At 65.7% G+C, this 21415-nt stretch carries 27 protein-coding genes and 2 pseudogenes; 14 read left to right on the plus strand and 15 right to left on the minus strand.

Features of this window, described 5'->3' with window-relative positions:
* A pseudogene (locus QOH60_RS08550) lies at positions 1–114 on the plus strand (type II toxin-antitoxin system Rv0910 family toxin); the annotation flags it as partial.
* Between the two features lie 57 nt (positions 115–171).
* Positions 172–1431 (plus strand): competence/damage-inducible protein A, encoded by a 1260-nt coding sequence (locus QOH60_RS08555; protein ID WP_526419117.1) that lies wholly within the window; start codon positions 172–174, stop codon positions 1429–1431.
* Here the strand turns inward: QOH60_RS08555 and QOH60_RS08560 are convergent.
* The gene (locus tag QOH60_RS08560) at positions 1428–2339 is read right to left on the minus strand and encodes an alpha/beta fold hydrolase (RefSeq protein ID WP_526419119.1); all 912 of its coding nucleotides are present in this window, start codon (positions 2337–2339) and stop codon (positions 1428–1430) included. The two genes, QOH60_RS08555 and QOH60_RS08560, sit on opposite strands and share 4 nt — an antisense overlap.
* A gap of 36 nt (positions 2340–2375) precedes the next feature.
* Here QOH60_RS08560 and QOH60_RS08565 point away from each other — a divergent pair, with 36 nt between their 5' ends.
* The gene (locus QOH60_RS08565) at positions 2376–3716 is read left to right on the plus strand and encodes a glycosyltransferase 87 family protein (RefSeq protein ID WP_526419121.1); all 1341 of its coding nucleotides are present in this window, start codon (positions 2376–2378) and stop codon (positions 3714–3716) included.
* Here the strand turns inward: QOH60_RS08565 and QOH60_RS08570 are convergent.
* Complete coding sequence (locus QOH60_RS08570) at positions 3713–4210, minus strand: glutathione peroxidase (protein ID WP_526419123.1); 498 nt, start codon at positions 4208–4210, stop codon at positions 3713–3715. The genes QOH60_RS08565 and QOH60_RS08570 overlap by 4 nt on opposite strands.
* 35 nt (positions 4211–4245) lie before the next feature.
* Here QOH60_RS08570 and QOH60_RS08575 point away from each other — a divergent pair, with 35 nt between their 5' ends.
* Positions 4246–4911, plus strand: coding sequence for an SDR family oxidoreductase (locus QOH60_RS08575; RefSeq protein WP_526419125.1), 666 nt, complete (start codon positions 4246–4248; stop codon positions 4909–4911).
* 18 nt (positions 4912–4929) lie between these two features.
* On the opposite strand, the gene pdxR is transcribed toward QOH60_RS08575, so the two are convergent.
* Positions 4930–6366 (minus strand): MocR-like pyridoxine biosynthesis transcription factor PdxR, encoded by a 1437-nt coding sequence (pdxR, locus tag QOH60_RS08580; RefSeq protein WP_526419127.1) that lies wholly within the window; start codon positions 6364–6366, stop codon positions 4930–4932.
* A gap of 28 nt (positions 6367–6394) precedes the next feature.
* On the opposite strand from pdxR, the gene QOH60_RS08585 reads away from it, so the two are divergent.
* Entirely contained in the window at positions 6395–6823 is a 429-nt protein-coding gene (locus QOH60_RS08585; protein WP_526419129.1) for a hypothetical protein, read from the plus strand.
* Positions 6820–7200 (plus strand): hypothetical protein, encoded by a 381-nt coding sequence (locus tag QOH60_RS08590; protein WP_526419131.1) that lies wholly within the window; start codon positions 6820–6822, stop codon positions 7198–7200. The genes QOH60_RS08585 and QOH60_RS08590 overlap by 4 nt, the downstream gene beginning before the upstream one ends.
* On the opposite strand, the gene QOH60_RS08595 is transcribed toward QOH60_RS08590, so the two are convergent.
* Entirely contained in the window at positions 7173–7649 is a 477-nt protein-coding gene (locus QOH60_RS08595; protein WP_526419133.1) for a DUF1348 family protein, read from the minus strand. The genes QOH60_RS08590 and QOH60_RS08595 overlap by 28 nt on opposite strands.
* Before the next feature lie 82 nt (positions 7650–7731).
* Here QOH60_RS08595 and QOH60_RS08600 point away from each other — a divergent pair, with 82 nt between their 5' ends.
* Both QOH60_RS08600 and QOH60_RS08605 read left to right on the plus strand, forming a co-directional pair.
* Positions 7732–8568 (plus strand): alpha/beta hydrolase, encoded by an 837-nt coding sequence (locus QOH60_RS08600; protein ID WP_526419135.1) that lies wholly within the window; start codon positions 7732–7734, stop codon positions 8566–8568.
* The gene (locus tag QOH60_RS08605; RefSeq protein WP_526419137.1) at positions 8565–9512 is read left to right on the plus strand and encodes a D-2-hydroxyacid dehydrogenase family protein; all 948 of its coding nucleotides are present in this window, start codon (positions 8565–8567) and stop codon (positions 9510–9512) included. The genes QOH60_RS08600 and QOH60_RS08605 overlap by 4 nt, the downstream gene beginning before the upstream one ends.
* Position 9513: 1 nt before the next feature.
* Here QOH60_RS08605 and QOH60_RS08610 read toward each other — a convergent pair whose 3' ends face one another.
* The 4 genes from QOH60_RS08610 to QOH60_RS08625 all read right to left on the minus strand — a co-directional run bounded on the left by QOH60_RS08610 (position 9514) and on the right by QOH60_RS08625 (position 12627).
* Positions 9514–9951, minus strand: coding sequence for a QcrA and Rieske domain-containing protein (locus tag QOH60_RS08610; protein WP_526419139.1), 438 nt, complete (start codon positions 9949–9951; stop codon positions 9514–9516).
* Positions 9948–10520 (minus strand): DUF6529 family protein, encoded by a 573-nt coding sequence (locus QOH60_RS08615; protein WP_526419141.1) that lies wholly within the window; start codon positions 10518–10520, stop codon positions 9948–9950. Before QOH60_RS08615 ends, QOH60_RS08610 begins: the two co-directional genes overlap by 4 nt.
* A 79-nt stretch (positions 10521–10599) precedes the next feature.
* Positions 10600–11259: a hypothetical protein gene (locus QOH60_RS08620; RefSeq protein ID WP_526419143.1), complete on the minus strand. Its 660-nt coding sequence runs from the start codon at positions 11257–11259 to the stop codon at positions 10600–10602.
* Positions 11260–11436: 177 nt separating this feature from the next.
* Positions 11437–12627, minus strand: coding sequence for an aromatic ring-hydroxylating oxygenase subunit alpha (locus tag QOH60_RS08625; RefSeq protein ID WP_526419145.1), 1191 nt, complete (start codon positions 12625–12627; stop codon positions 11437–11439).
* Positions 12628–12645: 18 nt separating this feature from the next.
* Between QOH60_RS08625 and QOH60_RS08630 the strand changes: the two genes are divergently transcribed.
* Positions 12646–13455, plus strand: a complete 810-nt coding sequence (locus tag QOH60_RS08630; RefSeq protein ID WP_526419147.1) for a PaaX family transcriptional regulator C-terminal domain-containing protein — start codon at positions 12646–12648, stop codon at positions 13453–13455.
* 69 nt (positions 13456–13524) lie between these two features.
* Here QOH60_RS08630 and QOH60_RS08635 read toward each other — a convergent pair.
* The 4 genes and pseudogenes from QOH60_RS08635 to QOH60_RS08650 all read right to left on the minus strand — a co-directional run.
* Positions 13525–13653, minus strand: a pseudogene (locus QOH60_RS08635) (nucleoside deaminase); the annotation flags it as partial.
* 3 nt (positions 13654–13656) lie between these two features.
* Entirely contained in the window at positions 13657–14151 is a 495-nt protein-coding gene (locus QOH60_RS08640; protein WP_526419149.1) for an SRPBCC family protein, read from the minus strand.
* A 28-nt stretch (positions 14152–14179) separates the two neighbouring features.
* Positions 14180–14812: a nitroreductase family protein gene (locus tag QOH60_RS08645; protein ID WP_526419151.1), complete on the minus strand. Its 633-nt coding sequence runs from the start codon at positions 14810–14812 to the stop codon at positions 14180–14182.
* Positions 14813–14819: 7 nt separating this feature from the next.
* Complete coding sequence (locus QOH60_RS08650; protein ID WP_526419154.1) at positions 14820–15302, minus strand: carboxymuconolactone decarboxylase family protein; 483 nt, start codon at positions 15300–15302, stop codon at positions 14820–14822.
* A 187-nt stretch (positions 15303–15489) separates the two neighbouring features.
* On the opposite strand from QOH60_RS08650, the gene QOH60_RS08655 reads away from it, so the two are divergent.
* Genes QOH60_RS08655 through QOH60_RS08670 form a run of 4 tightly spaced genes read left to right on the plus strand, consistent with a single transcriptional unit; the run spans position 15490 to position 18824 of the window.
* A complete protein-coding gene (locus QOH60_RS08655; RefSeq protein ID WP_526419156.1) occupies positions 15490–15912 on the plus strand; it encodes a VOC family protein in 423 nt (140 codons plus the stop codon).
* Positions 15913–15960: 48 nt separating this feature from the next.
* Positions 15961–16650: a hypothetical protein gene (locus QOH60_RS08660; RefSeq protein ID WP_526419179.1), complete on the plus strand. Its 690-nt coding sequence runs from the start codon at positions 15961–15963 to the stop codon at positions 16648–16650.
* A gap of 8 nt (positions 16651–16658) precedes the next feature.
* A complete protein-coding gene (locus tag QOH60_RS08665) occupies positions 16659–18101 on the plus strand; it encodes a class I adenylate-forming enzyme family protein (RefSeq protein WP_526419158.1) in 1443 nt (480 codons plus the stop codon).
* Between the two features lie 18 nt (positions 18102–18119).
* The gene (locus tag QOH60_RS08670; protein ID WP_526419160.1) at positions 18120–18824 is read left to right on the plus strand and encodes a hypothetical protein; all 705 of its coding nucleotides are present in this window, start codon (positions 18120–18122) and stop codon (positions 18822–18824) included.
* 77 nt (positions 18825–18901) lie between these two features.
* Here the strand turns inward: QOH60_RS08670 and QOH60_RS08675 are convergent, their stop codons facing one another.
* Complete coding sequence (locus tag QOH60_RS08675; RefSeq protein ID WP_526419181.1) at positions 18902–19303, minus strand: Rv1352/Rv1906c domain-containing protein; 402 nt, start codon at positions 19301–19303, stop codon at positions 18902–18904.
* A gap of 35 nt (positions 19304–19338) precedes the next feature.
* A complete protein-coding gene (locus QOH60_RS08680; RefSeq protein ID WP_526419183.1) occupies positions 19339–20463 on the minus strand; it encodes an alkaline phosphatase family protein in 1125 nt (374 codons plus the stop codon).
* A gap of 41 nt (positions 20464–20504) precedes the next feature.
* Between QOH60_RS08680 and QOH60_RS08685 the strand changes: the two genes are divergently transcribed.
* A complete protein-coding gene (locus tag QOH60_RS08685; protein WP_526419162.1) occupies positions 20505–21005 on the plus strand; it encodes a nuclear transport factor 2 family protein in 501 nt (166 codons plus the stop codon).
* Here QOH60_RS08685 and QOH60_RS08690 read toward each other — a convergent pair.
* Positions 21002–21355: a DoxX family protein gene (locus tag QOH60_RS08690; protein ID WP_526419164.1), complete on the minus strand. Its 354-nt coding sequence runs from the start codon at positions 21353–21355 to the stop codon at positions 21002–21004. The two genes, QOH60_RS08685 and QOH60_RS08690, sit on opposite strands and share 4 nt — an antisense overlap.
* Positions 21356–21415: the final 60 nt, after the last annotated feature.

The raw sequence follows: 21415 nt of genomic DNA on the forward strand, positions 1-21415 counted from the left end.
CGAATCGATCTGGGCGGCAAGCCCTTATTCGGACCGATCGGAATGGTGGCCACCCGCGCGGTCAAGGGTGACATCGAGCGTTCGATCGAGAAGTTTGAAGAGCTCTACGGCTGACGGCGTTCCGGCGACGGTAATGTCGCCATCCAGGCGAGCGAGGCGACGGGAGATCGGGTGAGCGCACGCGCGGGCATCGTCGTCACGGGAACCGAGGTCCTAACCGGACGAGTGCAGGACCGCAACGGCCCGTGGATCGCTGACCGGCTGCTCGAACTCGGCGTCGAGCTCGCGCACATCACGATTTGCGGCGACCGCCCCGACGATATGGAAGCGCAGCTGCGGTTCCTCGCCGACCAGCGCGTCGACCTGATCGTCACAAGCGGCGGGCTGGGACCGACGGCCGACGACCTGACGGTCGAGACCGTGGCGCGGTTCTGCGGACGCGAGCTGGTGCTCGACGCGGTTCTGGAAGACAAGATCACCGAGATCCTCAAGCGCTTCATGGCGCGCTTCGACAACGTGGATATCGAGGCCATACGCGCGGCCAACCGCAAACAGGCGATGATTCCGGCCGGGGCGTTCGTGATTGACCCGGTGGGCACCGCACCCGGGGTCGTGGTGCCCGGCAAGCCCGCGATCGTCGTGTTGCCGGGCCCGCCGCGCGAGCTTCAGCCAATGTGGCCGACGGCTGTGCAGACCGACGCCGTCCAGGAGGCGATCGCGGACCGCGCGACCTACCGGCAGGACACTGTGCGGATGTTCGGGCTGCCCGAGTCGGGCCTGGCCGAGACCCTGCGCGACGCCGAGCACGACATCGCGGACCTTGCACAGCTGGAGATCACGACCTGCCTGCGGCGCGGAGAGATCGAGATGGTCACCCGATACGAGCCCGAGGACGCCGCGGTCTACACGCAACTGGTCGGGCTGCTGCACGACCGTCATGACCACGAGATCTTCTCCGAGGATGGGTCAACCGTCGACGACCAGGTGGCGCGACTGTTGAGCGGGCGCCAGATCGCCACCGCCGAGTCCTGCACCGCTGGTCTGGTGGCCGCGCGCCTGACAGACCGGCCCGGCTCGTCGGACTATGTGGCGGGCGGGGTGGTGGCGTACTCGAACGACGCGAAGGCAAACCTGCTCGGCGTCGACCCGGAGCTGATCGCCACGCACGGCGCGGTGTCGGAACCCGTCGCGGAGGCGATGGCCGACGGCGCGCTGCGCCGATTCAGCGCCGACACCGCGGTCGCGATCACGGGCATCGCCGGACCCGGCGGCGGCACGCCCGACAAACCGGTCGGGACCGTTTGCTTCTCAGTGAAGCTGAGCGACGGGCGAACCGATACCCGTCGACTTCTCTTGCCCGGCAACCGGTTCGACATCCGTGACAGGTCCACGACCGTCGCGATGCACCTGTTGCGGCGCGCGTTGATCTAGCCTTCTTCGTTGTCCCAGACCTTGAGGATCGTGCGGAAGATCTCCTCTGGGCGTCCCAGCCCGCCGAGGTGGCTTTCGCCGGGCATCGGGTAAAACTCGGCGTCGGGAAGCCTGCGGACCACGAACTCGCCGTGGGAGAACGGAATGATGTGGTCGGCGTCCCCGTGCCACCAGCGCACAGGCACCTTCACCTCGTCGAGGCGAAAACCCCAGTCGCGGGCGAACACGACGATGTCGTGGAACGGCGCCTGGAGCTGCTTGCGGCTGCCGTTGAGCAAGTCGTCAAGAAACATTGCCTTGATCTCCGGCCGCGCCATCAGGCGACGGTCTCCCGGAGGCGAGACCAGCCCGTACAAGCCGGCCGCCGGACCCGCCACCGGACGGATCAGCCTGATCAGCATGCTGGCCACCATGCCGATCGGGTATCCCGCGACCTCGAGCAGCGGCGCGACGCGGCTGCCCAGGGACATCAGGCCACCGCCGATCCGGTCGGGCCCGACCGTCGGCGCGACGCCTCCGACGACGCCGGCTACCACCACACGATCGGGCATCGCCGCAGCGGCGGCCAACGTGTACGGACCGCCACCGGAGAGTCCGACCACTGCCATGTTGTCGATGCCCAGGGTGTCAGCGACAGTGCGCAGATCCTCAACGAAGGCAAGGACATTCTCGTACTGATGTGCCGTCGACGAACCGATACCAGGCCGGTCGATGCCGATGAGCCGGATGTTTTCTTGCTGCGCGAAGGTGCGGGCTTCGATCGGAATCTGCCTGCGCGCCCCCGGCGTGCCGTGCAGCCAGAAGATGGCACGGCCCTGCGGGGCCCCGAACTCGGCGAATCCGATCTGTCGGTCCTCGCCGACCGCGATGTTTCCTTCAAGCTTCGGGCGGGCGATCGCGAGAACCATGACCGAAGTGTCGCATGCGGTTATCTTCTTCCTGCAATGACTAGAGCCGACACAGCCGCCCCAGTCCCGATCCGTCGATGGACTCTGGCGGTGTTGCTCGTGTCGGCGGTCGCATCGTTGGTGCTGGTTTTCACGACGGTCGACCCGTTCATCACGATGGGGATCCTCGTCGGCGGCGATGACTTCATGACGTACAAGGTGGCGGCGCGCCACGTCATCCAACATCAGCCGCTCTACAACGCCCCGCTAATACACGAGCATCTGTACACGTACACGCCGTTCTCTGCCCTGGTATTCCTTCCGTTTCTGTTGCTGCCGGGCGGTCTCGTCGATGTGAACATCTGGCTGGTCATCAATATCGTTGTGCTGGTGGCGATTGTGGTGCAGTGCTGGCGCATGTTGGGGTACAGCGTCACCCGGACCGTTGTCGCCGCGTCGGTGTTGATCGCCCTGACGTGTACGTTCCTCGAGCCGGTGCGCACCACGCTGTTCTACGGACAGATCAATCTGGTGTTGCTGCTGGTGGTGCTGTGGGACGTCGGACGCCCCACGCAGAGCCGGCTGAGGGGGATCGGTGTTGGCATCGCGGCCGGCATCAAGCTGACGCCCGGGTATTTCATCTTCTATTTCCTGACGCTGCGACAGTGGCGGGCGGCGGCGGTGGCGCTCGGCACCGTCCTCGCGAGCGTAGGGCTGGGCTGGGCGATTCTTCCCAGCGATTCACGGCAGTACTGGGCGGGCATGTTGTTCGACACCCAGCGAATCGGTAACGATTTTCTGCATCCGGCCAACCAGTCGCTGCGCGGCGCTATCGGTCGCCTCGCAGGCGGGCCGCCGTGGATCGTGACTGATGCGATGCCGGGGGAGGCCCCACCGACCTGGTTGTGGCTGCTGGCCGCCGTCGCGGTGGTGGCCGTCTCGTCGGTGATCGCGGTGCTGCTGTACCGGCAGGGCGAGCGGTTGCTTTCGATCACCCTCACCGGTCTGACAGGCGTCACGGTGTCGCCATTCTCGTGGGCGCACCACTGGGTGTGGTTCGTGCCGCTCATCGTCTGGGTGGTGCATCGGGCGCTGACGGTCCGCTGGTGGTGGCTCTGCGCCCTCGCGTTGATCCTGATTTTGGGGGCATGGCCGTATCAGTTTCCGATCGACGAGGTGCCGCGGATCGGGCTTTTCATGTTTCCGCCGGAATGGGTGGATTGGAACGTCCTGGTAAATCTCTACCTGCTGGTATACGCCGTTGTGCTGATGGGAGCTGCACTGCTTGTGATCAAGACCGCGCGGCGAGGCCGCAAGTCGGATACCGTCGCGACGAATTCTGCATCAGGGCAGTCGATTCAAAAGATCAGCAGCCCCGGCGCAGAAGTCGGCGATTAATTCGGGAGGACAGCCTCGATCGCGGCGATCACCTCGGGGTCGTCTGGCTCGGTGCGGGGCCGGAACCGGTTGACCACGTGCCCTCCTGGAGCGAGCAGGAACTTCTCGAAGTTCCACTGCACATCTCCCGCCGACCCGTCGCGATCGGGGGTCTTGGTGAGCTCCTCGTAGAGCGGATGCCGACCCGCGCCATTGACTTCCGTCTTTTCGAGCAGCGGGAACGTCACGCCGTAGGTCGTCGAGCAGAACGTCTGGATCTCCTCGGCGCTACCCGGCTCCTGGCCCATGAACTGGTTGCACGGCACGCCGACCACGGTCAGGCCGCGGTCGGCATAGTCGCGGGCCAGCTTCTCGAGGCCCTCGTACTGCGGTGTGAGGCCACACTTGGAGGCGACGTTGACGACGAGCAGAGCCCGTTCGCCGAACTGCGACAACGTCATTGGGGCGCCGTCCAGCGTGCTCAGCGGGATGTCCTGGATGGGTGAATCGGCCATGCGCCCTACGCTACTCGACCGCGTAGGGTCGGGTGATGCGCGTCGTCATCGCCGGAGGACACGGTCAAATCGCATTACGGCTGGCTCGGCTGCTCGCCGACAGCGGCGACCACGCGGTCGGGATCATCCGCAAGCCCGAGCAGGCGCACGACCTCGTCGATGCCGGTGCCGAGCCGGCGGTGTGCGACCTGGAATCGGCGGAGATACCGGACGTACGCGGACTACTCGAGTCGGCCGATGCGGCGGTCTTCGCCGCAGGAGCGGGTCCTGGCAGCGGCGCCGCGCGCAAGGAGACCGTGGACCATGGCGCAGCGGTCCTCTTCGCCGACGCCGCCGAAGCGGCGGGCGTGCGTCGCTTTCTCGTCATCTCCTCCATAGGCGCCGACCGCACCCCGCCTGAGGGCACCGACCCGGTCTTTTCGGCCTACCTGCGCGCAAAGGCCGCAGCGGACGCCAACGTGCGTTCGCGCGAAGGCTTGGATTGGACGATCCTGCGGCCGGGCCATCTCACCGACGATCCCGGTACCGGACATGTACGGCTCGGGGAGTCGACGGGCCGAGGCGACGTCACACGCGACGATGTCGCGGCCGTTCTTGTCGCCCTGTTGATGGAGCCGGGCACCATCGGGCTCACCCTCGAACTGATCCAGGGCGACACACCGATCGCGGACGCAGTCAAGGGCTTCGCCGCGGACCACTGAGCGTAGGACAGCGGTGAGCTACCTCTGGCTGCGGTAGACCGATCCGACGACTGACAACGCCTTTCGCATCGCGCGCTCGTGCAGTGCGCCATACCCGAGCACGAGCGCTGGGGGCGCCAACTCCGGGGCTGACCAGTGCCATTTCGCCCCCTCTAGGAGGATGCCGCGCTCGCGAGCGGCGTCGGCCAACTTCACCTCGTTGCACCCTTGCGGCAATTGCACATACATGTGCAGACCGGCCGCAACTCCTGTCGGTTCCGCGCCCGGGAGACAGGCGGCCAATGACTCCAGCGCCGCGTCACGGCGACGCCGGTAGATGGGCCGCACTCGACGAAGATGGCGGGTGAACCCGCCGGTGTCGATGAATTCCGCAAGGGCCGACTGTTCAAGGGATGTGGTGCCGACATCGTCGAACAACTTCTGGTCGCCGACGGCGTCGACGAGCCGGCCTGGCAACGCAATCCAGCCCAGACGCAACGCAGGAGCGAGCGTCTTGCTTGCACATCCCGCGTATGCGACATGTTCGGGGGCCAGGCCCTGCAGGGCACCGATCGGCGCTCGGTCATAGCGAAACTCCGCGTCGTAATCGTCCTCGACGATCAGGCCGTCGCGCCGTCGCGCCCACTCGATGAGCGCCACACGGCGAGATGCGCTGAGCACCGAACCCATCGGGTACGAGTGGGCGGGGGACAGGAGCACCGCGCCAACGTCGTGTCGCGCGAGCTGGGAGACATCGAGACCGTCGACGTCTATCGGGATCGGCACGGGCCTCAGCCCGACTTTGGCGATCGCTTCGCGATGGAAGCCGAAACACGGGTCTTCAACGGCGATTTCCGTCACACCATGAGCTCGCAATGCCCGGCACAACAGAACCAGCGCCTGGGTCAGTCCCGAGGTGATCACCAGCCGATCGGGGTCAGAGCTCACTCCGCGCACCCGTCCGAGGTAGTCGGAGAGCACCTCGCGCAGGTGAAGCACTCCGCGAGCGCCCGAGTATCCCAGTTGATCCTTGGGCAGCGTTTCCATCGCCCTGCGGTAGGCGCGTACCCATTCAGTCCGGGGAAACAGCGCCGCGTCAGGAAGGCCGCCCGCCAAATGAACTGTGGGACTCGGACTTTCAGCTCTCGACTGATGAGTGGGCTCGGTGATTGCAGTAGCCCGGACCCGCGTGCCGGACCCCTGTCGAGTGTCAAGGTAACCGTCCGCCGTGAGCTGAGCGTAAGCATCGACGACCACGCTGCGAGCCACGCCCAAATCCTGGGCGAGCAATCGCGTCGGCGGCAGGAGAGTTGACGGCGCAATCCGCCCCTGCTGGATGGCCCGTCGCAGCTGGCGCTGCAGTTGCCGCGAGAGCGGATCGCTGCGCTCAGAGCGGTCGAGCGCGAGAAGGAGATCCGAAGAAAAGCCTGCAGGCGAATTGGTCTGTTCAGAATTCACCGAATTGGACCGTGACATGGACCAATTGTAGGCCCATGGTGGAGACGTGACGCTGATGAATTCCGCCGCGACATTGTCGGTTCCGCAGTTGACACCGTGGATGCCGGGCCCTCACGAAAACGTCACCGCGTCAGTCGTTCTGAGCGTCACCGAGTTCGTCGCGGACCGTCGTCTCGACCTGCCCGGGATCATGCTGAAGGGGCTGCGGATGCGCGCGGGGTGGTACGGAATGCCGGGCGCTGTCGGCATGTGGCTGTGGACATTGCCGGGCACGACGGTCCGGAGCGGTTCGATATCGGTGTGGACCAATGAAGCCGACCTCGATCGGTTCGTCAACCTCCCTCACCATGTTGCAATCATGACGCGCTACAGCGACCGCGGACGGACGCGTTCTATTCGATGGGCCGAGCCTGAGTTCAATCCGGCGGCGGTGATCGATAAGGCTCGGGCGTGGATTGCGGGTGATCCTGGATGAGACTCCTAACTCCATATGCCCTCGGCCGGATCGCATTCGGGCTGCTCGCGCTGATCGCACCGGGTCCGACAGCTCAGATTTTCACGGGCAGCGACGGCGCGACACCCTCCGCACAGGGATTCGTCCGCGGTATGGGTGCACGTGAAATTGGCTTGGGTGCAGGACTTCTCGGGACGATCCGCGCTCGGCGGAAGGTGCGACGCTGGCTGGTTGCTTGTGTGCTCGCTGATTGCGGCGACGTGTTGGGGACTCTGGGCTCATGGCGTCAGGTCGCGGTACCGAACCGCTGGTTCAGCCTTGCGACCGCGGCCGCAGTCGCGGCGATCGGAGCTGGTCTGCTCGCCGCAGATCAGCGCAACAGGATGTCGTGGCCGTGACCGCGCTCCTCGGGTGGCCGTGGACCGAAGTACCGGCGATCTGACGCATCGATGGGGACGTCGTTGATGCTGGCCTCACGGCGGCGCATCAACCCGATGTCATCGAACTCCCAGAGTTCGTTTCCGTAGCTGCGGAACCACCGGCCCGGCGCGTCGTGCCATTCGTATTGGAAGCGCACGGCAATACGGTTCTCCCGGAAGCCCCACAGACTCTTACGCAAGACGTAGTCGAGTTCGTGCTCCCACTTATCGGTCAGGAATGCGACGATCTCGTCTCGGCCCGTGATGAACAGATCGCGGTTTCGCCAGACTGAGTCCGCGGTGTAGGCAAGGCTGACGCGATACGGGTCCCGGGTGTTCCAGGCGTCCTCTGCAGCTTGGACTTTCGCCACCGCAGAGTCGAGGTCGAACGGCGGAATCGGGGGTCGCGGGTGGTCCACAGTGCTCATCGCAGCCTCAACTGTGCCACAACCACTGGGCCCTTCGATAGGCGCCAAAGTCAGCCGCCGAGGCCCGCGTAAAGTCCGCCTGATGGACATCGACCTCGATCTCCCCGGCGGCCGAATCCGTACTCGCCTGTGGGGTCCGCGTGACGCGCCATTGCTGCTGTGCGTCCACGGCCTGTCCGCAAATCTCACTGGGTTCACCTACCTCGCCGAGCATCTCGCAAGTCGGGACCGCCAGGTGGCCGCGATCGACCTACGAGGGCGCGGACGCAGCGAGATCACCCCGCCAGGCACCTACGGGCTCGACAACCACGCGCGCGACGTGCTCGACGTCGCCGCCGCACTGGGCGTCGAAGAGTTCGATCTCGCGGGGTGGTCGCTCGGCGCGCTCATCGCGATGCGTGTTGCGCTTCGGGAAGGGGCCCGGCTGCGCACGGTCACGTTGATCGATCACGCCGGGCCTGCGGACCCTGCCGCGTTGGCGCCGATCCGCTCCGGGCTGGCGCGGCTGGATGCGGTGGCGCCGACCGCCGAGCAGTACGTCGACGCGGTTCGCGCCGCGGGCGTCGTCGACCCGTGGTCGCCGTTCTGGGACGCGTATTACACCTATGAGCTCGAGCGACGAGCTGACGGCACGTGGAGCCCGACGACGTCTCGCGCGGCCGCCGAGGAGGACCTCTATCAGGAGTGGCCCCGCGACTGGAGCGATCACTGGCACGCGCTCACCATGCCGACGGTGCTCGTGCGCGCTCTGCAGCCGCTCAACGGCGGACTCGTGGTTCCAGACAGCGCGGTCGACGCGCTGCTGGTGACGAATCCCGCTGTGCGCGTGACGGAAACGCCGCACAGCAATCATTTCACGTGCATGGTCGATCCGATCACCCTCGGGGCGATTGAAGAGATCACCGCGGTGCGCCGATGACCACGCGGCCCAGGGTCGCGATTCTGGACGACTACCAGAACGTCGCGCTCGCGATGGCAGACTGGACGCCCGTCTCCGACCGCGCCGACATCACGGTCTTCAACGACCACGTTGCCGACCCGGATCGCCTCTTCGACCGCCTTCGCGGGTTCGACGTCGTATTCGTGATGCGGGAGCGAACACCGTTGACCCGCTCGATCATTGAGAGACTGCCCCAGCTGAAGATGATTGCCTCGACGGGGCCGTTCAACGCGTCCATCGACATGACAGCCGTGGCCGACCACGGCATCCACGTCGGCACGACCAGTGGCACGATCGCGTCGACGGTCGAACTGACATGGGCGCTGATCCTCGCTGCGTCCCGCAGCTTGGTCGCCGAGAGCGAAGCGGTGCGAAACGGGCAGTGGCAGACCAACGTTGGCCGCGAGCTCTCCGGGAAGGTGCTCGGGATTCTGGGACTCGGCCGCATCGGCAAACGTGTCGCCCCGGTCGGAACGGCGCTCGGCATGGACGTCGTCGCCTGGAGTGAAAATCTCACCGAGGTCGCCGCGGTTTCGGCTGGGGCGCGCTACGTGACCAAGGATGAATTGTTCAGCACATCCGACGTCGTGACCCTCCACCTCAGGCTCAGCGAGCGGTCACGACACTTGGTCGCCGCCGCAGAATTGGCCTTGATGAAACCAACAGCGTTGCTGGTCAACACGTCTCGCGGGCCGATCGTCGACGAGTCAGCTCTGGTCGACGCGCTGAGGAGCTACGCGATCGGGGGAGCGGCGCTCGATGTGTTCGACGTCGAGCCGCTGCCGGCCGAGCATCCGTTCCGGACACTCGACAACGTGCTCGCCACGCCGCACATCGGATACGTCGCCGACACTCCGTACCGAATCTTCTTCGGCGACGCGGTCGCCGCTATCTCGGCGTGGCTCGACGATCAGCCGCAGTAAGTCAGCCCAGGACGATCGAATCGCCCTGTACTGTCACCGTTTTCGCCTCCAGCGGCCGAGATGCCGGGCCCTGGGCCACCGAACCGTCAAGATTGAACTGGCTGCCATGACACGGGCAGCTGATCTTGCCGCCCTGCACTTCACTGACAGCGCAGCCCGCATGCGTACAGGTCGTGGAGAATCCGCGGAACTGTCCGCCGGACGGTTGGGTGATCACAACGTCGCCGACGATCACGCCCGAACCCAGCGGCACCTCGGAAGTCTTGGCGACCGCGTTCGCAGGCGCGCCGGGTGCGGGCGCCCCGCCCGAGGGGCTCTGAGCCGGTGCGGCCGGCTTCTTCCCGTAGGTCGTGCATGCCGCAAGCGCCGCGGCGCACATAGCCACACCGGCGACGAGGAATGTCTTGCGGGGGACCCGCACCAGCTCGACGCGCGTCATAGCTTCACCCCTTGGGTCTGGAAGAACCACAGCGCCGACGTCAGCCAGACGAAGACGAGGCCGAAGAAGACGAGTCCTCCAACTACCGGAATCATCCATCCGGGAAGGCCTTTGCGGGTAAGTAGGAGCATCTTCGTCACGAACGCTCCGTAGAAGAAACAGCCCAGGAGCGAGTGCGCGAGAACCCGGGTGTCGTACGTTTTGAAACCCAGCGCATACAGACAATGTACCGCCACGGGCACCGTCACCAGAACAGCGAGCCGACCCGTCCACACGTGTGCTTTGCCGATCCATGGGGGCGCCTTGATACCCGGAAGCAAGCCGTACATCGCAAACGCCGAGATCAGCTGGCAGACCGCCAGGATGATCGCGACTGTCGCCAACCATGATTTCACCGAAGGGGCACTGGAGAAGCCGGCGATGTTGAACGCGTAGCCCGTCGGCTTGTGCACGTTGGCGTACACGCCCAATCCGACGGCGACCAGGGCGCCGATGACGACGGCGATCAACACTGCCGCAGCGCCCGCACTGCCGCGCTCGGGCGCCGCCGGTGCCCGTCCAGGTGGCACCCACGCAGGCTCGGCCGGTTGGGGTTGCTGCCTCGGTGGTAGCGGGCGACGCCCGGGCTGTGGCGCCCGAGCAGTCGGATCAAATGACATTGCTGTTTCCTTCTACCCGAGTGGCGGTGACTTTTTGGCCGTTGATGACGGCGGTTCCATCTGGGGAAAGGCTCGGGGCTGGCGACCTCGATCCGTCGGCTTGGCGCTGCACGCCGGTGACACCGTTGTTCTGGTCGATGATCCAGCTGTTTCGCGTTCCGTTTTCCAGGTACATGTACAACCCGGCGGGAGGCTGCGCAGGAGTGGCGGTGAAATTCCACTGGTCATTACCGATCGCCAGGGAGCCGTCGACATTGCCGCCTGTGAGCTGTCCGCTGAGATGACTGGTTTTTTCTTTGTTGTCAAGAGACACAGCGCCGTTGGTGGCGCTGCCGCGCAGCCAGGACTCGACTGACTTGCCGTCGCACGCATACGCGATCGCGTTTTGGCCCTCGACGGTGATCTCGACGGTCATGACGCCACCGTTGGCCTGGATCTTGCCCACGTAGTCGGCCTTGGCCGGAAACTGCTCTGCGGGCGGCGGGGCCGGGGCGGTCGGTGACTGCGTGCCCGGCGGTGCGGGTGCCGGCGACGCGGAGGCATACGGCTTGTTTGACGGCGACGACTCGTTGGACATATTCACGGCAAGCAATACGATCCCGAGAGCCGCGACCGCGCCCAGGGTAATCATTGGCCCCTTGGCCTTCATTCCTGTCTCCTTGCTTTCGTGCAAATCGACGCGGTGACCATCGTCGCCCGCGCGTCGGTCATTTGCTGCAGAACGCGCAATTTGCCTGGGTCGAGTGGGCAAACGACCCGTTAACACCGGTGCGTCGGCCCGACTCTCCGTCGGCACCCTGCACAACGGCAACCGCGGGAAAATGGTTCAGCGCGAATGCAGCAGAGCCAGGTGCTCGTCGAGAGCGGCGTGGAAGTGGCCGATCGCGCTTTCGTGCTTGCCGAATTCCAGGTAGGCGTTGGCGCCGGCACGCAAGCCCCGCTGTACGCCCTCGGACATCTCGTTGTCCTCCTCGCCGCCGCGCGACAGGAGGCTGCGATTGCCCGCCGATCCACTGGATTCACGCGCCTTTGACAGCTCGCGCGCGGTCTGGCTCGTGGCCATGAAGTACAGGGTGACCGTCGTGTGCTCGACGTCGACCGGGTCGATCGTCACCACCAGCACGACATCAGGGAAGGTCACGAACATCACGTTGGGGAACAGGTGGTACACGTAGGTCACCCGCGCCCCGACGTTCCACATGCTCTCCGGGCGGTCACGCAACCGCTCAATGTTGCGGTAGGGAAACGTGATTCGGCTGTTGATTCCAAAAGTCTCGACGACGTTGAGGTCGTCGTATTGCAGGGGATAGAAGGTGTTCTGGTGCGTGGAGCGGATGTGGTAGCCCTCCAGGAACTGCTCAACCAGAATCTTCCAGTTCATGGCACGCGCCGTGGATTCGACGAACACGAGCCGCTCTGCGGGCAGTAGCTTCTCGCCCCACGGGCTGCCGTTCGCGAGCGTCACCGACTGTTCTTGTGCGCGTGTTCCCAGCGAAGCCGAATCGGTGGAATCCAGCGGGTCGATCACGATGAGCCCGTCGGCCTCGCGGCTCGCGACCTCAACAAGCCCGCGGCCCGACATGTCCAGATCGGGGAACGCCTCCATGTGCGGCACATGCGACAGCGAACCGTCGAGGCGGTACGTCCAGCCGTGATACCGGCACACCAGCGTGCGGGCGCAACCAGCTCCCTCGATCAGGGCCATACCGCGATGCCGGCAGGCATTGCGAAATACGCGTGCCCGCTGATCGCGGTCGCGCACAGCGAAGAGGGGAACGCCGAACGCGACACGTTCGACGTGGTCGCCCGGGTTCGGGATCGCCGCCGAAGGAACGAACACGCTGGGCATCGACCGCAGCAGCGCGAGTTCGTCGGCGAATCGGCCGGGATTCACGTAGTTCTCGACGGGCTCGCGCCACGACTCGCCCTCGTCCGTCGTCTCGGCGTCGATGTGAGCAAGGATGCGGCGGGCGATCTCCACATCGTCGGCGACCACGGACTTTGTGGGCGAGCTCATGTGTGTCAGTATCACACTATGAGCGTCACGCGTCAACGAAACCGTGATAGTGGCCTGATCGAAAGCCGTCCGCTCAGCGCGAGGTCTGTCCTGGCCACGGCTCTGCTGGGCGCCAGCCATCCCTGGCTGACGGCCGGCCAGCTCGTTGCCGTGGCGTCGCTGTTCGGCATCAGCGCCGGGGCAACCCGGACGTGCCTGTGGCGAATGGTCAGCACGGGCGAACTCACCAGCGACGACGGAAGGTACGCGCTCGCCGGGCACCTGTTGGAGCGACGGCAGCGTGTCGACGACGCCGCGCGGCCGGACGACTCCGCGACGCGGCGCTGGGATGGAACGTGGGAATTGGCGATCGTCTCCGTGGACCGTCGGCCGGCCGCCGACCGAACGGAGCTCCGCAAAGCGGCCACCGCGCTGCACCTCGCGGAGCTTCGCGAGGGGGTGTGGATACGGCCGGACAACCTTGATCCGCAACGACTTCCGCCCTCGCGGCAGGTCCTGGATCAGCAGTGCACCCACTTCCATAACGCTGCCACCGACATCGCCCCCGACGTGATCCGATCGTTGTTCGACCTCGACACGTGGGCCGACCATGCGCTAGGCCTGATCGACGCGATGGAAAATGAACTCGAGAGCGCCAGCAGCACTGCGGATTTCACCCGCCAATTTGCTCTGTCCATCGCGGTCGTACGCCACCTTCAGCTCGACCCGCTGCTGCCGGCCGCACTCACTCCCGACCGGTGGCCTGGGCAGGCGTTGCGCGAGCGCTACCGGCGTTTCGACAAGGCGTTCAAACATCGACTGAACCGCGCCTTCCGGCAGTCATTCTGACTGCAGAGCCCCCGACACCCGTCGATCACAGCCGTTGTTCTCCTGCCAGAACCGATAGACCTCGACGGCGTCGTCTCTCGGCTCGTACCGCATCGGGAGGATCCGACCGTCCTTGACGATGACGGTCGCGAACGGCCGGCCACCTTCGGCCACATTCTGCCGGGCCAGCTCGACGGTGCGTTGTGCGAAGTCCTGCACTCGTTAATCCAACCGCGTTACGTTTCCGACGTAGCCGAGGGCTTTCTCGTACGTCTCGATGTTGTCGCGGGAGATCTTGGCGTGCACGGGACGCTCGAGCAGGAAACGCAGGACCGGGTTGTACGCGAGATAGGTCTCGTGAAACGTGAGAATCGTTGTGCCGTCCGGCTGTTCCTCGAGCTCGTGGTAGCCCTCGGCGCGCGACCAGAGGGGCTTGCCCACCGCCACGTATCGCGACAGCTTGTTCAGCTTGGCCTCCGTCACCGTCTCCCAGGACCGGCCCTTGCCGCCTGACAGCAGATACTTGGGCACCTCGAAGATGCAGGTGCGCACCAGGCCCTCGCCGGCTTCGTCTCCCTCGTTGAGGATTTCCATGCTTCCCGTGGGCCACTTGAGCACCCGTGGTTTAGGTGCGTTCGGCGGCACCGGCGGGTGGAGAACCCGCCACACCCTTCGCGGCGGCGCGTCGACGTGAAACCGCACGGTGAAGGACTGCATCAGAACCCTCTCCTCTTCGCGCGAACGCTCATCGACCCGCTCCCCAGGTGTTCCAGAAGGTGATGGTCTCCGCGGGCGGGCGGGCCGCCGGACGGAAGTCGGTGCCAATCGTGTACGCGACCGGGAACAGCGCGGCCTGCGTGACCGCGCTGGGAATCTCCAGCAGCTCCGCGACGTCGCGCTCCCTGGCCAGATGCATCGTCGTCCACACCGATCCCAGTCCGCGCGACCGTAGTGCGAGCAGGAAACTCCAGCCGGCCGGAATGATCGACGCCCACGCCGACGCCGCCGCCAGATGGTTGCTTCCGTCGATACGCCCCTCCAGACAAGGGATTACGTGAACCGGGACGTTGGCCAGGGTTTCGGTAAGGCCGAACGCGCTCTGATACACCCGTCTGGTCTGCGGATCGGGGGTGCTCGTCGCCGCCTGGGCGAGGTACTCGGCACCGATACTTCCGTAGATCTCGGCGATCGCGGCCCGCTTGTCGGCGTCGGTAACCACCAGCCAGCGCCAGTCCTGCGCATTGCTCGCCGTCGGCGCCTGCATCGCAAGCCGTATGCACTCGAGGATCACCTCGCGTTCGACCGGCCGCGTCAGGTCGAGGCGTTTGCGTACTGCCCGCGTGGTGGTGAGCAGTTCGTCGACTGAGGAGAGGTCCACCCGGCGCTCAGACGTCGATCGCGCATGACTGGTCGACGCCGAGCACGGTCAATGACCGCCCCAGGCCGAGGAATACGGCCACGCACAGAGTCAGGTCGAGGACCTCCTCGTCGCTGAACTCCGAGCGCAGGCGCGCGAAGAATGCGTCGTCGATGGATTCGTGATCGGTTGCGAACCGGTCGGCGAATTCGATCGCAAGGCGTTGGCGCGGCGTGTACGCCGGGTACGTGGCGTACGCGGCGACGTTGTCGTACAGCTCTGGGGCGATGCCGGCGTCGAGTACCGACGGCGCGCGGAAATCCGAGCACGCGACGCAGTCGTTGATCTGCGCAATGCGCATTCGGGCCAGCTCCCGCTCCTCGGCAGGAAGGATGCTCTGCTGGTAGGCACCGCGGATCATCCGCTCCACCATGCCGCCCAGCTCGGGGCGCAGCGTCCAGATCATCGCCGCCTCACCGCCGGGACCGTCCGGCACATCCACTCGAGCCATGCGCGACCCCTCTCGTTGCTCTTCGCGCAAGCGGCTCATGACCATTTGCTCTTCGCGCAAGCGGCTCATCGACCCTTCACGCGGGCGATCGTTACCCTTGGAGGTAACCAGATTCTCGGCATCGCTGTAAAGGTACGAACCTCACAGGATTGACCTCAATCCGTGTTGTGCTTCTAGGCTCCGGTGCGTGTCTACCGATGGCTGGCCCGACGGACTGGGCGTGGTGCAGGTGCGTATCGCACGGCCGACCGACAGGCTCGCAGAAATCGAGCGGTTCTATGCGAAACACCTTGGCCTGCCAGTAATTTACCGCTTCCAACGTCACGCGGGCTACGACGGCGTGATGATCGGCCTGCCCGGCAATGACTATCACCTCGAGTTCACATCGCATGTCGACGGCAGCCCGTGCCCCGCGCCGACGCGAGACAACCTGCTCGTGTTGTACTTCCGCGGCGACGCCGCGATGAGCGAGGCCGCAGATCGGCTGGCCGCCGCCGGCCACCTGCCGGTACAGGCCGAGAACCCTTACTGGTCCGACGCGGGTGCACTGACCTTTGAGGACCCGGACGGCTGGCGACTGGTCCTCGTTCCACAGCCGGTCTCCATGTAAATCGTGGACAGGTCGAGGCGTCGGGATTAGGGTCGCGGCGTGCTGTTCATGCACGAGGTGCACAAGGTGCGCGGGCGCGCCGAGGATGCGTTCGAGACCGCTTTCCGAGATCAATGGATGCGCACACTCGCGGGCGGCGACGACGCCCGGCTGCTGTGGTACGCCAACCAGGCACATGGCAGTGGTCCCGCCTACACGGTCGTCACGCTGACCGCGGTGCGCGACGGAACGGCGTGGGAGCGGCTGGCGCGGCGGATCCAAAAGGGCGATCTCCAGGAGTGGATGCGCAACCTCGACGAGCTCCGCCACGACGTCGACGCGAAACTGCTTGTGCCGCTTGCGTGGTCGCCGCTGCAGAACATCGATTTTGCTGAAGTGCCGGCCGACGGGCGAGAGCACGGCTTGACGCTGTACATGGAAGACACCATGTGGCCCTTCGAGGGCAAACTCCTCGATTACATCGACCGCTGCGGCGACGTGTACTCCAAGAGCCTGAGCCGCCCCAATCCGCTTCTCACCATCGAGGCCGCCTTCCAGCCGGCGCTGGGCAGCCACCTTCGCCGGGAGGTGAGCCTGATGCAGCGCGTCCACGATCCGCAGGCGCTGCTCAAGCTGTTTGCGACCGAGATACCACCCGAGCTCCGCAGTCCCGGGACATGGATGCACGACGCGCTTGGCCTGCGCGACGAGTGGTCCAGCCGGCTGTTTCGGACGTCGTCATGGTCGCCCCTGTATTGATGAACCCCATGAACATCGGAACGATCATCGACGCTGTGGCGGCGGGCGACCCGGGCCGCGCAGCACTGATCGTCGGCGGACGAACGGTCACCTACGGTGAGTTGGCTGCGGCCGTGGACCAGTGCGCCGCGGGCCTTTACGCCAGTGGCGCCGCAGGGCGACGCGTGGCCGTCGTCGACAGCGGAAGCCTGGTGTCTCTCGCGACGATCCTGGCCGCCGCGCGGATCGGCGGGGCGGCGGCGCTGATGAACCCCGCCTTGACGGCGCCCGAGCTGAGAGAGCTCATTACTACGTCCGGGTGCGCGGACGTGGCAGTCGCGGGGGAGACGTATGCCGACCGGTTGAGGGAAGCCGGTGTTGCGCAAGTTCTTTCAGAGGCTGAACTGCTGCGCGAGCACCCCTTTTCACCATCGAGTCCAACCGGCGACGCCGGCTACCGCGAGGGTCTCGTCCTGTTCACCAGCGGCACAACCGGGTTGCCGAAGGCAATCAGCATCACCAACGGTCAGCTGATCGCGCGAACAGCGGGTGTCGCTATCCCGTTCCAAACCGACGCAGCGCCCGTCGTGACGATGATGAGCGTGCCCTACTTCCACGTCGGCGGGGTCGTCGGACTTCTCGCCAATCTGTACGCGGGCAACACCTATGTCGTGCTGCCGAAGTTCGATGCCGGCGAGTGGTTGAGTCTGGTGGAGAAGCACCGGCCGACATTGACCTTCATGGTGCCGACGATGTTGCAACGTATCCTCGACCATCCCGACTTCGCTCGCACGGACATGAGCTCGATGGTCGCGATCGCATACGGCGCTGCCACCGCGCCCCTGGAGTTGGTACGCAGAGCGATGGCGGCGATGCCAGATGTCGCGTTCACGAACGTGTTCGGGCAGACCGAGACTCTCGGCGCCTACACCACGTTGCTGCCGGAGGATCACCACGATCCGCGCCGCGTGGGATCCGTCGGCCGCCCGTTGCCAGGAGTGGAGGTCCGGGTGGTCGACCCAGAGTCGGGCACCGACGTCGAGCCGGGCGAGGTGGGCGAGCTCTGGGTCAACACAAGCCTGCACGTGGGCGAAGGATGGCTGCAGACAGGCGATCTCGGCCGCCAGGATGGCGACGGATACCTCTACCCGAGTGGCAGGCTCAAGGACACCATCAACCGCGGAGGCGAAAAGTTCGGGCCCGTCGAGGTCGAGGAAGCTCTGCGAACACATCCGGCCATCAAGGATGTGGCGGTGGCCGGAGTCTCCGACAATGAGATGGGCCAGCGCGTGGGCGCGGCCGTGGTGGCCAGCGAACCGGTGAGCCTCGACGAACTGCGAGCCCACTGCCGAGAGCAGATCGCGTATTTCAAGCTGCCCGAGCGACTCCTGATCGTTGACGACATTCCGTACAGCGCCACCGGCAAGGTCAATCGACGCACGCTCGGGGCACTGATCACAGGCGAGTCCTAAACGGCGAAGGGAGCCGCGATGTTGTTCCTCCACGAGACCCACCGGGTCGTCGGGACGCGCGAGGACGACTTCGAGGCGGCCTACCGTGAGGGGTGGATGCCGACGCTCGCCGAGGGTGCCGACGCCCGACTTCTCTGGTACGCCAACCACGCTCACGGCTCCGGGCTGGCGTACAACGTCGTCACCATCACCGGCGTCACCGACGGGGCGGCGTGGGAGCGCCTTGTCCACCGCACCCAGTCCGGCGACCTCAAGCCGTGGATGGCCGAACTCGACAACCTGCGCCATGACGTCACAGGCAAGATCCTGCTGCCCGTGGACTGGTCACCGCTTCAGGCCGTCGACCTCACGACTGTGCCGACCGATGGTGCGACGCACGCCTCGAGCCTGTTCATGGAGGACACCGGTTGGCCGTACGCACCGCTGGACGACTACATCCGGATGTGGGACGAGATCTACTACCGGCCGATGTCGAAGACGTCGCAGCTGCTCGACATTCAGGCGTGTTTCCAAGTGGCGCACGGCAGCTCGAGGAGGCGAGAAGCGATGCTGTGGCAGAAGATCTCCTCGGCGGACGACTACGGTGTGCTCGTCCGCCTGCTGACGAGCGACATCCCACCGGAACACCGCGGACCGGGGACGTACATGTTCGACGCCCTGAAGTACCGCGACCATTGGGAGAGCCGGCTGCTGCGCACGACCGCCTGGTCGCCGCTCTACTGAAATTCCCGGCCCGCGAATCTGAAGCTTTTGCGACGACACGCCGACGGCGTTCGCACAGGATTCAGATTCGCGAACCGTTAGCCGCCGGGCTTAGGGATGGGCGCCAACAGGCCGGGAAGCTGAATCGCCGCGATCGCCGGAGGAACGGGCGCCGGTGGTGCCTCATCGGTCAGCTGCCACGTCTGGCAGCCGTTGGTCTTGAACGACTTGTCCGTGGCATCGATGGTTATGAGCTGCGGCTTTTTAGTCAGCGCGTTGTCGACGGTTGCATCGTCGCTGCCGGTCCGCTTCCAGTAGCAGGTCGTGCCTTCGGCGGGTCCCGGTGACTTGTAATTCCCCGGCGCGACGTCGACGCCCACGGCGAATGTGCCGTCATGGTCGATCGTCGTCTTCGGCGCAGGGGGCGCGGGAGCCGCGGGATCGGCACTCGCGACACCGCCCGTCAACGCCACACCAAGCGCCGCGACGACGACCGCCATTGCCTTCAACCCCACACAAGCAGGGTACTCGGCCCTCAGCCGTGCGCGATCAGCAGCGGAATCAGCTGCTCGGCGGTCGTCAGTGAGCCGTGCTGGCCGATGAGCGACGACTCGATGGGCTCGACCGTGCGACGCACCATGGCCGCCGACCCGCGCGCCGCCGCGACCACGTCCCCGATTCGCGGCCGCACCTTGTCGTCGACCCGTTCGCCGAACCAGCCTGCTTCGATCGCCTCGTCGCGGGATACCACCCACGCGTGTCCACCAAGGGTCTCCCGCCAGGCCGCGAGAACCGCGTCGGCCGCGCCCTCGGCCGCGTACACATGACGGGCCCGCGCCTCCCCACCGATGGCAGACACGCCGTCCAGCAGCGGCTCGCACTCGTCGACGTCCACGGTGTCGACGACTGTGACCATGCCGTGGTCGGCCACCACAGCGAGGAGGGCGCCCGGCGGCAAGCCTTCGACTACGGACTCCACCAGCCGATCGACCTGTCGTAGCTGCATCCGCCACGCCGTCGACCCCGGACCGTAGAGATGACCGAGCAGGTCCAGATCGGCGTGGTAGCCGTAGCAGAATCCGCCGGCCGCAACGGCTTCTCGTACCCGTGCGGCAAGGTCGCCGAGCCCGTACACGCCGACATAGCGACCACCGCGCAGCACCGCACGGGTCAGCCCGGAGCCGGTGAACTCCGCGCCGGATATCACGCTCACCGCCACACCGGCCGACGCGGCGCGTTCGAACGTCGTCGGCGTGGGTTGAACACGCTCAGGCAAGACCTCGTCGCGCAAGTCCTCGCCCCACGGGTGCGGTCGCCACCGCAGTGCATTGACGACGCCGGCGCCAGGCAGCCGGAACGTCATGCCGACCATGCCGTGCTGCCCGGATCGGCAGCCTGTCCCGATCGCGGCGAGCCCAGCGACCGTCGTCGAGGGGAATCCCACCTGCAGTGTCTGGCGGTGCAGCCCTGCAAGCACGGGCGCGTCGGCGCTGAAGGTGTCCAGCAGCTCGGCGCCCAGACCGTCGATCAGCAACACGCAGGCACCAGAGGCATTGCCCGGCAGAGGGATTCGGTTGTCGAAGCCTGAAATGCCCATGGCGGCGAGCACCGACGGCGTCACGTCGGCCAGATACGGCATCTCGGAATCCAACACAGGCATTTCCACAGTCAGAGCCTGCCATGTCGGCCTAAGCTCTGGCTGTGGCGACGGAACTCGAGGTACGCGACTGGCTCGATCGGCTCGCGATCCAGGACCTGATCGCGCGGTATTCCGACGCGGTGACACGCGCGGACTGGCACCAGTGCGAAGCGGTGTTCGCTCCCGATGCGGTCTGGGAAAGTCCGAATCTGGGCCTGCGCTACGACGATGTGGCGTCCTTTCTCGACATGGTCAGGGCTTCAACAACCGACGTGCTGATCCAGACACCACATTCCTCGGTGGTCATGCTCGACGGCGATCGCGCGACCGCGACGACGACGATCCACGAAATGTCCCGCGGAGTTGGGTCCGCCGACTCCGCGCTTGGCGGCGCCGGTGCAGAAATCAACTTTGAGCAATGGGGGATTTACTACGACGACGTCGCGCGCCTCGACGGCGAGTGGAAATTCACCCGGCGGGTGTTCGTGTCGGTCTACCTCAACCCGGGGTGCCTGACGGGAGATGTCCTCACCGCGCGATCGGCGATGCAGCGACCCGACTAGGTGACTCCGGGGACTTGCACGATCGCTGTCGCGACAGCCAGCAGAAGGCCGACGACGGCGGGCGCGGTCTTGACGAACCCGTCGGAGGCCCGGACGTGGAACGCGATGGCTCCAACCGACAGCAGAGCGAGACCAATGGCCGCGGCGATGCCGATCGGTCGCCAGACCAAACCAGCCAGTACGCCAACGACTCCGGCCAGTTCGAGCGCTCCGATGACGCGCCACAACACCGGCGAGACGCCCAGGTGGTCACGAATCTCCAGTGATTGTCTCGCCCCGAGCAGTTTGATGGAGCTCGAGAACGCGAACAGCAACGCCAGGAGGATCGTCACGATCACGATGAGAAGCATCGTCTCAGGCTATTACGCCTTTACCCGATCTTGACCACGTGTTGAATCGGCCAACTGAAG

Origin of the sequence: Mycobacterium sp., assembly GCF_032159765.1 — a bacterium.
Taxonomy (GTDB): domain Bacteria; phylum Actinomycetota; class Actinomycetes; order Mycobacteriales; family Mycobacteriaceae; genus Mycobacterium.

Bases quoted from the DNA above. Each gene is read 5' to 3' on its own strand.
- QOH60_RS08640 (WP_526419149.1), bottom strand. From the start codon at position 14,151: ATGCAGTCCTTCACCGTGCGGTTTCACGTCGACGCGCCGCCGCGAAGG.
- QOH60_RS08680 (WP_526419183.1), bottom strand. From the start codon at position 20,463: ATGCCTGTGTTGGATTCCGAGATGCCGTATCTGGCCGACGTGACGCCG.
- QOH60_RS08610 (WP_526419139.1), bottom strand. From the start codon at position 9,951: ATGACGCGCGTCGAGCTGGTGCGGGTCCCCCGCAAGACATTCCTCGTC.
- QOH60_RS08670 (WP_526419160.1), top strand. From the start codon at position 18,120: ATGTTGTTCCTCCACGAGACCCACCGGGTCGTCGGGACGCGCGAGGAC.
- QOH60_RS08625 (WP_526419145.1), bottom strand. From the start codon at position 12,627: ATGAGCTCGCCCACAAAGTCCGTGGTCGCCGACGATGTGGAGATCGCC.
- QOH60_RS08660 (WP_526419179.1), top strand. From the start codon at position 15,961: ATGCACGAGGTGCACAAGGTGCGCGGGCGCGCCGAGGATGCGTTCGAG.
- QOH60_RS08565 (WP_526419121.1), top strand. From the start codon at position 2,376: ATGACTAGAGCCGACACAGCCGCCCCAGTCCCGATCCGTCGATGGACT.
- QOH60_RS08630 (WP_526419147.1), top strand. From the start codon at position 12,646: ATGAGCGTCACGCGTCAACGAAACCGTGATAGTGGCCTGATCGAAAGC.
- QOH60_RS08620 (WP_526419143.1), bottom strand. From the start codon at position 11,259: ATGAAGGCCAAGGGGCCAATGATTACCCTGGGCGCGGTCGCGGCTCTC.
- QOH60_RS08650 (WP_526419154.1), bottom strand. From the start codon at position 15,302: ATGGCTCGAGTGGATGTGCCGGACGGTCCCGGCGGTGAGGCGGCGATG.
- QOH60_RS08600 (WP_526419135.1), top strand. From the start codon at position 7,732: ATGGACATCGACCTCGATCTCCCCGGCGGCCGAATCCGTACTCGCCTG.
- QOH60_RS08590 (WP_526419131.1), top strand. From the start codon at position 6,820: ATGAGACTCCTAACTCCATATGCCCTCGGCCGGATCGCATTCGGGCTG.
- QOH60_RS08605 (WP_526419137.1), top strand. From the start codon at position 8,565: ATGACCACGCGGCCCAGGGTCGCGATTCTGGACGACTACCAGAACGTC.
- pdxR (WP_526419127.1), bottom strand. From the start codon at position 6,366: ATGTCACGGTCCAATTCGGTGAATTCTGAACAGACCAATTCGCCTGCA.
- QOH60_RS08560 (WP_526419119.1), bottom strand. From the start codon at position 2,339: ATGGTTCTCGCGATCGCCCGCCCGAAGCTTGAAGGAAACATCGCGGTC.
- QOH60_RS08665 (WP_526419158.1), top strand. From the start codon at position 16,659: ATGAACATCGGAACGATCATCGACGCTGTGGCGGCGGGCGACCCGGGC.
- QOH60_RS08575 (WP_526419125.1), top strand. From the start codon at position 4,246: ATGCGCGTCGTCATCGCCGGAGGACACGGTCAAATCGCATTACGGCTG.
- QOH60_RS08690 (WP_526419164.1), bottom strand. From the start codon at position 21,355: ATGCTTCTCATCGTGATCGTGACGATCCTCCTGGCGTTGCTGTTCGCG.
- QOH60_RS08595 (WP_526419133.1), bottom strand. From the start codon at position 7,649: ATGAGCACTGTGGACCACCCGCGACCCCCGATTCCGCCGTTCGACCTC.
- QOH60_RS08570 (WP_526419123.1), bottom strand. From the start codon at position 4,210: ATGGCCGATTCACCCATCCAGGACATCCCGCTGAGCACGCTGGACGGC.
- QOH60_RS08675 (WP_526419181.1), bottom strand. From the start codon at position 19,303: ATGGCGGTCGTCGTCGCGGCGCTTGGTGTGGCGTTGACGGGCGGTGTC.